This window comes from Bradyrhizobium sp. STM 3557 (genome assembly GCF_045571465.1).
Lineage (GTDB): Bacteria > Pseudomonadota > Alphaproteobacteria > Rhizobiales > Xanthobacteraceae > Bradyrhizobium.
This window is the reverse complement of the sequence record NZ_CP120697.1, coordinates 860328-874875: the sequence shown is the minus strand read 5'-3', so window position 1 is coordinate 874875 and position 14548 is coordinate 860328. Positions and strand designations below refer to the sequence as shown.

Sequence of the window (14548 nt, the reverse complement as noted above, 5' to 3'; positions counted from 1 at the left end):
CTGGATGGAGGGCTGTGAGCCGACATTGACGCCCACCGGAGCGCCCGACACCATGACCGACCTGACGACGCCCATATCGAATGGACCCGCCGGGCTGACGCGGCCGAAAATCTCCTTCGAGTTCTTTCCACCCAAGACCGAGGAGATGGACAAGACGCTGTGGGCGTCCATCGAGCGGCTGGCGCCGCTGGAGCCGAACTTCGTCTCGGTGACCTATGGCGCCGGCGGCTCCACGCGCGAGCGGACCCACGCCACCATCGCCCGCATCCTGAAAGAGACCAGCCTGCTGCCGGCCGCGCATCTCACCTGTGTCGGCTCTGCGCGCAGCGAGATCGACGAGATCGTCGACCGCTATCACGAGGTCGGCGTCCGCCACATCGTCGCGCTGCGCGGCGATCCGCCCGGCGGCATCGGAACGCCCTATTACACCCATCCCGACGGCTATCAGAGCTCGCCCGAGTTGATCGCCGGCATCAAGAAGCATCACCCCGATATCGAGATCTCGGTCTCGGCCTATCCCGAGAAGCATCCCGAAAGCCGCGACTTCGACGCCGATATCGACATGCTCAAGGCCAAGGTCGATGCGGGCGCCACGCGCGCCATCACCCAGGTCTTCTTCGACAACGATCTCTACTTCCGCTATCTGGACCGGGTGCGCGCCCGCGGCATCGACATCCCGATCGTGCCCGGCATCATGCCGATGCACAATTTCAAGCAGGCCCGCGGCTTCGTGACCCGCGCCGGCACCACCGTGCCGGAATGGCTGGCCGAGAAGTTCGATGGCCTCGACGACGATGCCGACACCCGCAAGCTGGTGGCTGCCACCGTTGCCGCCGGTCAGGTGCAGAAACTCGCCAAGCGCGGCGTCGACACCTTCCATTTCTACACCATGAACCGCGCCGATCTCGTGTTCGCGATCAGCCACCTGCTCGGCATTCGCCCGAACGCTACCAAGAAGGCCGCTGCCTGATGAGTGCCCCTGTTTCCGCCAAACGTACTGCCCTGCTTGCCGCCGCCAAGGAGCGCATCCTGGTGCTCGACGGCGCCATGGGCACCATGATCCAGGCGCTGCAGTTCGACGAAGCCGCTTTCCGTGGCGAGCGGTTCAAGGACTTCCATCGTGACCTGCGCGGCAACAACGACCTGTTGATCCTGACCCAGCCGCAGGCGATCGAGGATATCCACGCGCAATATTTGCGTGCAGGCGCCGACATCGTCGCCACCAACACCTTCTCGGCGACGTCGATCGCGCAGGCCGATTACGACCTGACCGATATTATTTACGACCTCAACTTTGAGGGCGCGCGGCTGGCGCGCAGCGCCGCGATGCGGGTCGCCGCGGAGGACGGCAAGCCGCGCTTCGTCGCCGGCGCGATGGGCCCGACCAACCGCACGGCCTCGATCTCGCCTGACGTGTCCAATCCCGGCTATCGCGCCGTCACCTTCGACGATCTGCGGATCGCCTATGGCGAGCAGGCTCGCGGGCTGCTCGACGGCGGCGCCGACATCCTGCTGGTCGAGACCATCTTCGACACCTTGAATGCCAAGGCCGCGCTCTATGCCATCGCCGAGCTCTGCGAGGAGCGCGGCATCGATGTGCCCGTCATGGTCTCCGGCACCATCACCGACAAATCCGGCCGCCTGCTCTCGGGCCAGATGCCCGAGGCGTTCTGGAATTCGGTGCGCCATGCCAGGCCCGTGACCATTGGCTTCAATTGCGCGCTCGGCGCCGAGGACCTGCGCGCCCATATCGCCGATATCGGCCGCGTCGCCGACACGCTGGTCTGCGCCTATCCGAATGCCGGCCTGCCCAACGAATTCGGCCAATATGACGAGACGCCCGAGTACATGGCCCGGCTGATCGGCGAGTTCGCCCGCGACGGCCTCGTCAACATAGTCGGCGGCTGCTGCGGCACCACGCCGGATCATATCGGGGCGATCGCCGCTGCGGTCGCCCCGCACAAGCCGCGCGTGGTGCCCGAGATCGCGCCGCGGCTGCGGCTCTCCGGCCTCGAGCCGTTCGAGCTGACGCCGGCGATTCCCTTCGTCAATGTCGGCGAGCGCACCAACGTCACGGGCTCGGCGAAATTCCGCAAGCTGATCACATCAGGCGACTACACCGCCGCACTGCAAGTCGCGCGCGACCAGGTCGCCAACGGCGCGCAGGTGATCGACGTCAACATGGACGAGGGCCTGCTCGACTCCGAAGCCGCGATGCGGACCTTCCTCAACCTGGTCGCAGCCGAGCCGGACATCGCTCGCGTGCCGATCATGGTCGATTCCTCGAAATTCCACGTCATCGAGGCCGGCCTCAAATGCGTGCAGGGCAAGCCGGTGGTGAACTCGATCTCGCTGAAAGAGGGCGAAGAGAAGTTCCTGCATGAGGCGACAATCGCGCGGCGGCATGGCGCGGCGGTCGTGGTGATGGCCTTCGACGAGACGGGCCAGGCGGACACCTATCAGCGCAAGACCGAGATCTGCGCGCGCGCCTACAAGATCCTGACCGAGCAGGTCGGCTTCCCGCCCGAGGACATCATCTTCGATCCGAACATCTTCGCGATCGCGACCGGGCTCCAGGAGCACAACAATTACGGCGTCGACTTCATCGAGGCGACGCGCTGGATCCGCCAGAACCTGCCGCATGCGCATATCTCCGGCGGCGTCTCCAACCTCTCCTTCTCGTTCCGCGGCAACGAGCCGGTGCGCGAGGCGATGCATTCGGTGTTCCTGTATCACGCCATCAAGGCCGGCATGGACATGGGCATCGTCAATGCCGGGCAGATGATCGTCTATGACGACATCGATCCCGAGCTGCGTCAGGTCTGCGAGGACGTCATCCTCAATCGCGACCCGGGCGCCGGCGAGCGGCTGCTTGCCTTGGCCGAAAAGTTCCGCGGCAAGGGCAAGCAGACCAAGGAAGCCGATCTCGCCTGGCGCGAATGGCCGGTCGAGAAGCGCCTGTCGCACTCGCTCGTGCACGGCATCACCGAGTTCATCGAACAGGATACCGAGGAAGCCCGTGCGACGTCGAACCGTCCGCTCGACGTGATCGAAGGACCGCTGATGGCCGGCATGAATGTGGTCGGCGACCTCTTCGGCGACGGCAAGATGTTCCTGCCGCAGGTGGTGAAGTCCGCACGCGTGATGAAGCAGGCGGTCGCCTATCTGATGCCGTTCATGGAAGCCGAGAAGGCGGCCAACAAGGACGTCGGCCACGAGCGTTCCTCCGCCGGCAAGATCGTGCTTGCGACCGTGAAGGGCGACGTGCACGACATCGGCAAGAACATCGTCGGCATCGTGCTCCAGTGCAACAATTTCGAGGTCGTCGATCTCGGCGTCATGGTTCCGGCGGCCAAGATCATCGACACCGCGAAAGCCGAGAAGGCCGATATCATCGGCCTCTCCGGCCTGATCACGCCCTCGCTCGACGAGATGGCCTATCTCGCATCCGAGATGGAGCGGCAGAACATGCAGATGCCGCTCCTGATCGGGGGCGCCACGACGAGCCGCGTGCACACCGCTGTCAAGATCGACCCGAACTATCGCAGCGGACCGGTGGTGCATGTCAATGACGCCAGCCGCGCGGTCGGCGTCGCCTCCTCGCTGCTGTCGCCGGAGCGGAGAAGCGCCTATGCGAACGATGTCCGCGCCGAATATGCCAAGATCGCGGAAGCGCATCTGCGCGGCCAGGCCAACAAGAAGAGGCTGACGCTGGCGGATGCCCGCGCCAATGCAACGAAGATCGACTTTGCCAAGGCGAGGCCGGCAAAGCCGACCTTCCTCGGCCTCAAGAGCTTTGCCGACTACGACCTCGCCGAGCTCGTGCCCTATATCGACTGGACGCCGTTCTTCCAGGCCTGGGAGCTCGCCGGCCGCTTCCCCGCGATTCTCGACGATGCCACGGTCGGCGAGGCCGCGCGTGCGCTCTATGATGACGCCAGGAAGATGCTGGACCGCATCATCAAGGAGAAATGGTTCACCGCGCGCGCAACCATCGGCTTCTGGCCGGTCAATGCCGAAGGCGACGACATCATCGTCTATGCCGACGAGACGCGCACGAAGAAGATCGCGACGCTGCACACCCTGCGCCAGCAGCTCGAGAAGCGCGAGGGCCGCTTCAATACCGCGCTCTCCGACTTCATCGCGCCGCGCGCCTCCGGCATTCCGGACTATATCGGCGGCTTCGTCGTCACGGCGGGGATCGGCGAGGACGTCGTCGCCGACCGCTTCAAGAAGGCCAATGACGACTACTCATCGATCCTGGTGAAGGCGCTGGCCGACCGCCTGGCCGAGGCCTTTGCCGAGCGCATGCATGCGCGCGTGCGCCGCGAGTTCTGGGCCTATGCGCCGGACGAGGGCCTCTCGAACGAGGAGTTGATCCTGGAGAAGTACCAGGGCATCCGCCCTGCCCCCGGCTATCCGGCACAGCCTGACCACACCGAAAAAGCGACGCTGTTCAAGCTGCTCGATGCCGAAAAGAACTCCGGCGTGAAGCTGACCGAGAGCTTTGCGATGTGGCCGGGCTCATCGGTCTCGGGGCTGTATTTCGCGCACCCGGAAAGCTTCTATTTCGGCGTCGGCAAGATCGAGCGCGACCAGGTCGAGGATTACGCCGCGCGCAAGGGCATGGCGGCAGCCGAGGTCGAGCGCTGGCTGGCCCCGATCCTCAACTACATCCCGTCGCAAGCCGGACGGCCGAAGGATGCAACGTTCACGGCCATTCCCGCCAACGACACCGGCCTCGATGATGCGGCCGCAAAGGAGCTTGCCAATCATCCGCAGGGCTGCACCTGCGCCGTGCATCTGGCCTGGCGCAAGAAGGCTGTGGGAGCGAAGTAGCTTTCTTCCACGGGCCTTTTGCGAGCGGATCGTAAGAGGCCCTACGCTGCCTGCTGGTCGAAATTCGTCTCGAACCAGGCTTGGTAGGCCAGCCGGTGCCTGCCGAGATCGAACTCGACATGCAGCGCACCCTGCTCGCGGGCGCGCACCGTGAACGGCAGGTCGTGCGCGAAGCCCTCGATATGCATCGTCCCGCTCGCGCCGATCTCGACACTGTGCTGGACGCGGATCCAGGCGCCGCCTTCGGAGATGTCGACCAGCATCGCATCGAGCTGCCCAGCGCGTGGGATCGTGAGCTTGACCGGCCGGTTCGCCTTGACGCGGGGCCATTGCCGCCGGTTGGCTTCCGTGGTGGTGGTACGCACCACCTTCACCAGGGTCGAGCGCAGCGAGGACAGGCTGGCGGCGACATTGCCGATGGCGCTGCGGACCTCGGCCGCGCGGTCATCGACCGAGCCGGCGTCGCGACCGACATTGGCCATCTTCACCGAGACCTCCTGCGCGGCCGTGGCCGATGCTGCGACCGAACGGCTGATCTCGGAGGTCGCGGCGTGCTGCTGCTCCATCGCCGCCGAGACCGAGGCGGCGACCTGGTCGATCTCGGAAATCTGGCTGCCGATCTCCTCGACCGCGCCGACGGTCGCGGACGTCGCGTCCTGCACCTCCGAGATCAGGCGCGAGATCTCGTCGGTCGATTTCGCAGTCTGGTCAGACAGCGACTTCACCTCGGCGGCGACCACCGCGAAGCCGCGGCCGGCCTCGCCGGCGCGCGCGGCCTCGATGGTGGCGTTGAGCGCCAAGAGATTGGTCTGCTCGGCAATGCTGCCGATCATGTTCGACACTTCGGCGATCCGCCCCACCGCGGCCGATAGCGCCTCGATGGTCGTCTTCGCCTTGTTGCGTCCGGCCACGGCGCTCTTGGTGATGGTGCTGGCGCGCGCGACCTGGGAGGAGATCTCGCGGATCGCCGAGCTGAGCTGATCGGCGGCTGCGGACATCGTCTGCGAATTGGACAGCGACTGCTCGGATGCGATCGCAACATGCTTGGCTTCGGAGGACAGCGCGCGCGCAAGCTCCGATAGCCCCCCTGCGGCCGTCTCGACGTCCCGTGAGGCGCCAGCCGCAGCCTCGACGGAGGTGCTGGTCTCGCGCTCGATGATGTCGGCCATGTCGAGCATCGATCGCCGCTTCGCCTCGTCGGCGGCCGTGCGGTCGCGGTCCTGCCGCTCCCGCAGCGCCATGTTGTCCTGCGCATTGGTCTTGAACACGGCAAGCGCGGCGGACATGGCGCCGATCTCGTCGCCGCGGGCGGCGAACGGAATCTCCGCGTCGAGGTCGCCATCGGCAATGGCCCGCATGACAGCGGTCATCCGCGACAGCGGCCGCACCACGCCGCGGACCAGGCCGGCAAGCCCGGCGACCACCAGCGCAAACACCACGCCGGCCACGCCCCAGACCACCCACAGCATGGTGCCCTCGCGCGCGGCCGCGGTCGTCTCCATCTCCGAGTTGAACTTGTTGGCGCGCGTGACGATGTCGTCGATCACGCCGCGATGCGCGGTGTAGGCCGCCGTCAGGCCGGTATAGGCCGCGGCGGCCTTGTCGCTTTGGCCGGCCCGCAGCGCGGGGACGAGCTCGTCCGACACGATGCGCCAGAATTTCCGCACCTCGGCGTCCGAGGTCTCGACCAGCGCCGTTTTCAAGGCCGGCTGCAGCGCAGAGGCAGTCCAGAAGGCCTTGCGCTCGTCATAGTCCTTCTTCAGCTGCGCCAGCTTCTTTTCATGCGCCTCGATATTGCTGGGCTCGCGCAGCGCCAGCGTGGATTCGAGATAAGCCTCGATGACATAGGCTGGCGGCGGCAGGATGTCGGCCACCAGGTCGTTTCCGAGCTTGATGTCGGCATAGAGCGGTCCGCCGACCTTGAGCTCGCTAAGTGCATAGGCGCCAGTCAGCACCACCGCAGCAAGTCCCGCCGCGACCAAGAGGCCAAACGCGGCGATCGCGGTTGAAATCGAAAGGCGGGTCATGTCGCTTCACTCATCCTCGTTGATGAAGCCCGATGCGGCGATCGAGCTCTCGCAAAGCCGGTGGAAGCGTGTCCTTCGCCGGGGCGCATGCAAGCGCCGCCCGCCACGAATCGCCGCGGGACCCCTTCCGATTGGACTGTCGGCGAAGGCGATCTGCCGGCTGGTAAATTTTTGACACCGTAGGAATGCGGGGTTTTTACCTCGGCGAACGAGCATCGCGCTCATCTGTTGTTAATGCGCCTGTCTCACAGCGGCACGAGGAGGAGGTCCTGTTAACCCTTCGTCAAGTTCTGATTAAGTTTCTGCTAACTACGTGAAAACGTTTGGCTATCAGAGAGTTGGATCGGGGGTCGCTGTGTTGCGGCAGTGACAGCATTTTATTCAAAACCGATCTATCTCGACGCCATCGCGGCGCCGGGGTGCGCTGCTAGTAATGTGTTGGAGACCACTATGAAGACGTTCCTGCTCGTGACCGCAGCGCTCGCCATCGTCGCTGGCGCCCAGTCCGCCGCCGCTGCCGATCTTCCCGCCCGCAACTACCCGTACGCCACGAAGGCCCCGGCCTATGTTGCTCCGATCTACAACTGGACCGGCTTCTATATCGGCGGTCATCTCGGCGGCGCCTTCTCCAGCGACAGCAACTTCTCGGGCCTCGCCACCGGCAACAACTCCAACGGCCGCTTCCTTGGCGGTGTGCAGGTCGGCGCCGACTGGCAGATCTCGCCGAACTTCGTGGTCGGTGCCGAAGGCCAGTACAGCTGGCTGTCGGGCAGCGTCGGTGCGGTGTTCCCGGGCGGCTATGCCTACAACAACAGCCAGCGCGGGCTCGGCTCGGTCACTGGCCGCGTCGGCTACACCTGGGGCCCGGGCCTCGTCTACGTGAAGGGCGGCTACGCCTATTCCGACAACAACGAATCCGTGACCTTCGCCGGCACGCCGATCGGCTTCATCACCAAGGGCGATCACCGCAACGGCTACACCGTCGGTGCCGGTCTCGAATACATGTTCGCGCCGAGCTGGTCGGCCAAGGTCGAATACGACTACTACAATTTCGGCGACGCCACCTTCACCGCTCCTGCCGCGCTGGTCCCGACCGGCAGCTTCACCACCGATGACCACACCTTCAAGGCGGGCGTGAACTACCGCTTCAACTGGGGCGGCCCGGTCGCCACGACCTACTGAGCCGCACAGGCTTTAGCTGTCTTCGTGATGAGGGCCGGCAGCAATGCCGGCTCCGGGGCAACAGTGAGAGGGAACGCTGGCACCTCCGCCCGTCCAGCCCTGCGTCCCGCCGTGATGCCTCCCCGCTTTTTCGACTGGCGTTAGGGCATTCCGACCGTTAAGCCGGTCACATGCATTCAAAGACAGCCAGCGTTCACTCCTCCGCCGAGGCATTGCGATACCCCTGGGAACAGCATCCCGGGGAGGATCAGGTCGTCGAGGTCACGCCTGGCGTGCTGTGGCTGCGCCTGAAGCTGCCGTTCCGCCTCAACCACGTGAACATCTATCTGCTGGCCGACGGCGATGGCTGGACGGCGGTCGATTCCGGCTTCGGCAACGAGGAGTCGATCGCGGCCTGGACCGCGCTGCTCGACGGCCCGCTGAGGCATGTGAAGATCACGCGGCTGATCGTCACCCATTCGCATCCGGACCATGTCGGGCTCGCAGGCTGGATCGTCGAGCGCTTCGACTGTCCGCTCGTCATGTCGCAGGTGGAATACCTGCAATCGGTCTATCACCAGAACCGCGGCACGGAGGAGCGGCGCAACGCGCAGCGGCTGTTCTTCCGTCGCCATGGCATGGACGAGAACCTGACTGATAAGCTGCTCGGCCGCGGCCAGGATTACCTCAAACGCGTCTCGGTGCTGCCGCCATCCTATCGCCGCATCTCCCACGGCGACGAGATCACGATCGGCAGCCGCCGCTTCAAGGTGATCACCGGCGGCGGTCACGCGCTCGACCAGGTGATGCTGTATTGCGCGGCAGACAAGCTGTTCCTGTCCGCCGATCAGGTGCTGAGCAAGATCTCGCCCAATGTCAGCGTCTGGGCGGTCGAGCCCGACCAGAACTCGCTCGGCGAATATCTGGCCTCGCTGGCGAGCCTCACGACCACCCTGCCCTTCGACGCGCTGGTGCTGCCCGGCCATGGCGTGCCGTTCTATGGCCTGAAGACGCGCATCAAGCAGCTCGCCGACCATCACGAGGAGCGCTGCCGCATGATCGCGCAGGCCTGCCTGGACGCGCCCAAGACCTCGGCGCAGCTGGTGCCGGTTGTGTTCCACAAGCATGCGCTGGACGCGCACCAGATGGGCTTTGCCGCCGGCGAGCTGATCGCCCACGTCAATTACATGCTGGTCGAGGGCCGCTTGACGGCCGAGGAGACCGACGGTGTGCTCTGGTTCCGAACCACCTGACCTTGATCTGCGTCATTGCCGGAATGCCTGATTCTTTCATGATCGCGCGGCGCTCATCGGCATCGTGACCGCCGGCGCGCCCATTGAAGAGGGATTCCGGCTCGACAGCCAAGCTGGAAACGCTCTAAGAAGGGCCGTAACCGCCCCTCACCGGGCCGCTTTTGCGTCGAACTGCCGGGTCTTGCGATGGACTACAGCCAGTATTTCAGTGCCGCCCTTGGTCGTCTCCATGACGAGCGGCGCTACCGGGTTTTTGCGGATCTTGAGCGGATCGCCGGCCGATTTCCGCACGCCGTCTGGCATTCGCCAACGGGTCCTCGCAATGTCGTGATCTGGTGCTCCAACGACTATCTCGGCATGGGCCAGCACCCGAAGGTGGTCGGCGCCATGGTCGAAACCGCCACCCGGTTCGGCACCGGCGCCGGCGGCACGCGCAATATCGCAGGCACCCACCATCCGCTGGTGCAACTCGAAGCCGAGCTCGCCGACCTCCACGGCAAGGAGGCCGCGCTGCTGTTCACCTCGGGCTATGTCTCGAACCAGACCGGCATCGCGACGCTCGCCAAACTGATCCCGAACTGTCTGATCCTGTCGGACGCGCTGAACCACAATTCGATGATCGAAGGTGTGCGCCAGTCGGGCTGCGAGCGCCAGATCTTCCGCCACAACGATCTGGGCCATTTGGAGGAGCTGCTGATCGCCGCCGGCGACCGACCCAAGCTGATCGCCTGCGAGAGCCTGTATTCGATGGACGGCGACGTCGCACCGCTCGCGAAGATCTGCGATCTCGCCGAGCGCTATGGCGCGATGACCTATGTCGACGAGGTCCATGCCGTCGGCATGTACGGCCCGCGCGGTGGCGGCATTGCCGAGCGCGATGGCGTCATGCATCGCATCGACGTCCTGGAAGGCACGCTCGCCAAGGCGTTCGGCTGCCTCGGCGGCTACATCGCCGCTAGGGGCGAAATCATCGACGCGGTGCGCTCCTACGCGCCTGGCTTCATCTTCACCACCGCGCTGCCGCCCGCCGTGTGCTCGGCCGCGACCGCCGCGATCAGGCACCTGAAGAGCTCGAACTGGGAGCGCGAACGCCACCAGGACCGCGCCGCCCGCGTCAAGGCGATCCTGTCCGCCGCCGGCTTGCCGGTGATGTCGAGCGAGACCCATATCGTGCCGCTGTTCGTCGGCGATCCCGAGAAGTGCAAGCAGGCCTCCGACCTCCTGCTCGAAGAGCACGGCATCTACATCCAGCCGATCAACTATCCGACGGTCGCCAAGGGCACCGAGCGGCTGCGCATCACGCCCTCGCCCTATCACGACGACGGCCTGATCGACGGCCTCGCCGAAGCGCTGCTGCAGGTCTGGGAACGGCTCGGCCTGGCACTCAACAAGAAGGCGCTGGCGGCGGAGTAGTTCGCGGCTTCGAGCGACGCAAAAAACTCGGTGTCGTCCCAGTCAGGCGCGCAATTGCGCGCCGAGAACGCCGGGACCCATACCGCGTGATGTCTGAAACGGGCACGTGGCTCATACTACGGACAACAACCAAAGCCTGTGGCTATGGATCCCGGCGTTCGCGGGACGACACCGGTGGTTGAGGCAAGCCCCTCGGATCGCATCACCTGCCCCCCTTAACAACGTTCCTCGTTGCCGCATCGCAACGGGGAAGTTGGCTGTCGCTTCCCTGCTCCGGGCACGCTAGATTTGCCCGCAGAACGGGATCGGGTGGCGTTTGAGGAGCTTGCGCAGCGATGCTGCATGACTGGGCTGTGGTCGCCGCCGCCTTCGGCTATATCGGCTTCCTGTTCCTGGTGGCGAGCCATGGCAACCGCCGGCGCGCCGAGCCGCGCGGCCGGCTTGGCGGGCTGATCTATCCGCTGTCGCTGGCGATTTACTGTACGTCCTGGACCTTCTTCGGCTCGGTTGGCTTCGCCACCCGCACCAGCGTCGACTTCCTTGCGATCTATATCGGGCCGATCCTGATGGTCGGAGTCTGCACGCCGCTGCTGCGCCGCGTGATCCAGCTCGCAAAGTCGCAGAACATCACCTCCGTCGCCGACCTGGTCGGCGCGCGCTACGGCAAGAGCCAGGCAGTCGCCGCCACCGTGGCATTGATCGCCATCGTGGGCTCGGTGCCCTACATCGCCCTGCAGCTCAAGGCGGTCGCCTCCTCGCTCGAAACCATCCTGAGCGAGGACGAGGTATTCGCGCGCATACCGCTAGTCGGCGACATCGCCTTGATGGTGACGCTGGCGATGGCCATTTTCGCCGTGCTGTTCGGAACGCGCCAGAGCGATGCGACCGAGCATCAGCATGGATTGATGCTCGCGGTCGCGACCGAGTCGATCGTCAAGCTCGTCGCCTTCATCGCCGCCGGTGCCTTCGTCACATTCTGGATGTTCTCGCCGCTCGAGCTGATCACGCGCGCGATGAAGACGCCCGAGGGCGAGCGCGCGCTCGAATATGTCCCGGGCATCGGCAATTTCCTGACCATGACGCTGCTGTCGTTCTGCGCCGCCATGCTGCTGCCGCGCCAGTTCCATGTCAGCGTGGTCGAGAACGCCAATGATGCCGAGGTGAGCCGCGCGCGCTGGCTGTTCCCGCTCTATCTCGTTGCCATCAACGTGTTCGTGATTCCGATCGCGCTGGCCGGCCTGGTTGCGTTCCCGTTCGGCGCTGTCGACAGCGACATGTATGTGCTGGCGCTGCCGATCGAGGGCAACGCACCGCTGCTGTCGATCGCCGTCTTCGTCGGCGGCCTATCGGCCGCGACCGCGATGGTGATCGTCGAATGCGTCGCCCTGTCGATCATGGTGTCCAACGATCTCGTGATTCCCTTGGCGCTGCAGCGGCTGAAGCAGGCCGGCGAAAGCCAAAAGAATTTCGGCAGCTTCGTGCTCGGCACCCGCCGGATCGCGATCTTCGCCATCATGGTGATGGCTTATTTCTACTACCGCGCGCTCGGCAACACCCAGCTCGCCGCGATCGGCCTGCTCTCCTTTGCCGCGATCGCCCAGCTTGCGCCGGCCTTCTTTGGCGGCCTGATCTGGCGGCGCGCCACCGCGCGCGGCGCCATCGGCGGCATGCTGGTCGGTTTCGCCGTGTGGCTCTACACGCTGTTCATCCCGAGCTTCCTCGATACGTCCACATCGGGCATCCTGCTCTTGCAGCACGGCCCGCTCGGCATGGAGCCGCTGCGACCGCAGGCGCTGCTCGGCACCGATCTGCCGCCTTTGCTGCACGGCGTGCTGTGGAGTCTGTCGCTCAACATTCTTGCCTATGTGACGCTGTCGCTGGCGCGCCGTCCCACATCGATCGAGCTGCTGCAGGCCGACCTGTTCGTTCCCAACACGCTGACCCCGATCGCGCCAACCTTCCGCCGCTGGCGCTCGACCGTGACGGTGCAGGACATCCAGAACACCGTCGCGCAATATCTCGGTCCGGACCGGGCAAAGGATTCGTTTGCCGCCTTTGCCGCCAACCATCCGACCGCGCGCGATCCCACCGCACCGGCCGATTTCGAGCTGCTGCGCCACGCCGAGCACCTGATCGCGTCCTCGATCGGCGCCGCCTCCTCGCGGCTCGTGATGTCGCTGGTGCTGCGCAAGCGCACGGTCTCGGCAAAGGCGGCGCTGAAGCTGCTCGACGATGCCCACGCCGCCCTGCATTTCAACCGTGAGATCCTGCAGACAGCGCTGAACCATGTGCGGCAGGGCATCGCCGTGTTCGACGTTGATCTGCAGCTGATCTGCTCGAACCAACAATTCGGCGATCTCTTGGGGTTGCCGCCTCATCTGGTGCAGATCGGCAGCCCCTTGCGCGAGATCCTCGAATATATGGGCGAGAACGCTGGCGATGAGCTCGCGGGCGGCGAGGAGCTGCTGGCGCGGCGGCTGTCCGCCTATACCACGGAGGGCGAGCCTTACCTGGAACGCCTGCCCGATCGTCACATGGTGATCGAGGTGCGCGCTAACAGGATGCCGGACGGCGGCCTCGTCATCACCTTCACCGACGTCACGCCCTCCTTCGAAGCCGCGGAGGCGCTGGAGCGCGCCAATGCGACCTTGGAGAAGCGGGTGCGCGACCGCACCGAGGAGCTGACCCGGCTCAATTCCGAGCTGGCGCTGGCGAAGAGCGCGGCCGAGGACGCCAACATCTCCAAGACCCGCTTCCTGGCCGCAGCCAGCCACGACATCCTGCAGCCGCTGAACGCGGCGCGCCTCTATGTCACGAGCCTGGTGGAGCGGCAGAAGCCAAGCGAGGAAACACGGCTGGTCGAGAACATCGACGATTCCCTCGAAGCCATCGAGGAGATCCTTGGCGCGCTGCTCGATATCTCAAGGCTCGATGCCGGCGCGATGACGCCGTCGATCTCGAGCTTCAAGATGGCCGATTTGATGCGCTCGCTGGAGATCGAGTTTGCACCGGCGGCGCGCGCCAAGGGCCTGAAGCTCACCTTCGTGCCCTGCTCGCTGCCGGTCGAATCCGACCGGCTGCTGCTGAGGCGGCTGCTGCAGAACCTCATCTCCAACGCGATCAAGTACACCCAACAGGGCCGCGTGCTGGTCGGCTGCCGGCGCCATGGCCGCTCGCTCAGGATCGGCGTCTACGACACTGGCGTCGGCATCCCGGCGCAGAAGCGTGGCGAGATCTTCAAGGAATTCCACCGGCTCGAACAGGGGGCTCGAATCGCGCGCGGCCTTGGCCTCGGCCTGTCGATCGTCGAGCGCATCGCCCGCGTGCTCAATCATGGCATTGCGCTCGAATCCAAGCCGTCCGGCGGCTCGGTGTTCTCGGTGACGGTGCCGGTCGCCAAGGCGATCAACCATACCGCGGCGGTAACCAGCGCGACGCCGCTCGCCAAGACCCCGATCGCAGGCGCGCGGATCGTCTGCATCGAGAATGATCCTGCGATCCTCGACGGCATGAAGACGCTGCTCACCCACTGGAATGCGGAGGTCATCGCTGTCGCCGATCCGGAATCGGCAATGGAGGCGATCGAAGCTGCCGGCGGCACCGTCACCGGGCTTCTGGTCGACTATCATCTCGACCGCGGCAACGGCATCGCCGCGATCCGCGACATCCGCCGCCGCTTCGGGGAGGCGATCCCGGCGATCCTGATCACCGCCGACCGCAGCCCCCACGTGCGCGCCGCCGCGCGCGAGGAGAACATTGCGGTGCTCAACAAGCCGGTGAAGCCGGCCTCGCTCCGCGCTCTGCTCGGGCAATGGCGCATCCAGCAGATGGTCGCGGCGGAGTGATGCTGCGCGG

At 65.4% G+C, this 14548-nt stretch carries 7 protein-coding genes; 6 read left to right on the top strand and 1 reads right to left on the bottom strand.

Annotated elements, in window-relative coordinates:
- Positions 1-52 precede the first annotated feature (52 nt).
- Positions 53-970, top strand: coding sequence for a methylenetetrahydrofolate reductase [NAD(P)H] (gene metF / locus P6U24_RS04015; RefSeq protein ID WP_407157904.1), 918 nt, complete (start codon positions 53-55; stop codon positions 968-970).
- Positions 970-4839: a methionine synthase gene (gene metH, locus P6U24_RS04010; RefSeq protein ID WP_407157903.1), complete on the top strand. Its 3870-nt coding sequence runs from the start codon at positions 970-972 to the stop codon at positions 4837-4839. The genes metF and metH overlap by 1 nt, the downstream gene beginning before the upstream one ends.
- 41 nt (positions 4840-4880) lie before the next feature.
- Here the strand turns inward: metH and P6U24_RS04005 are convergent, their stop codons facing one another.
- Entirely contained in the window at positions 4881-6866 is a 1986-nt protein-coding gene (locus tag P6U24_RS04005; protein WP_407157902.1) for a methyl-accepting chemotaxis protein, read from the bottom strand.
- 450 nt (positions 6867-7316) lie between these two features.
- Between P6U24_RS04005 and P6U24_RS04000 the strand changes: the two genes are divergently transcribed.
- From P6U24_RS04000 to P6U24_RS03985, 4 genes are all read left to right on the top strand, one after another.
- Entirely contained in the window at positions 7317-8048 is a 732-nt protein-coding gene (locus P6U24_RS04000; protein WP_407157901.1) for an outer membrane protein, read from the top strand.
- A gap of 170 nt (positions 8049-8218) precedes the next feature.
- On the top strand, positions 8219-9280 hold the full coding sequence (locus tag P6U24_RS03995; protein ID WP_407157900.1) for an MBL fold metallo-hydrolase: 1062 nt from the start codon (positions 8219-8221) through the stop codon (positions 9278-9280).
- A 186-nt stretch (positions 9281-9466) separates the two neighbouring features.
- Positions 9467-10693 carry a 5-aminolevulinate synthase gene (gene hemA, locus P6U24_RS03990; protein WP_407157899.1) on the top strand — a complete coding sequence of 409 codons (1227 nt, stop codon included), beginning with the start codon at positions 9467-9469 and terminating at the stop codon, positions 10691-10693.
- Positions 10694-11028: 335 nt separating this feature from the next.
- Positions 11029-14538 (top strand): NahK/ErcS family hybrid sensor histidine kinase/response regulator, encoded by a 3510-nt coding sequence (locus P6U24_RS03985; protein WP_407157898.1) that lies wholly within the window; start codon positions 11029-11031, stop codon positions 14536-14538.
- The last annotated feature ends 10 nt before the right edge of the window (positions 14539-14548 follow it).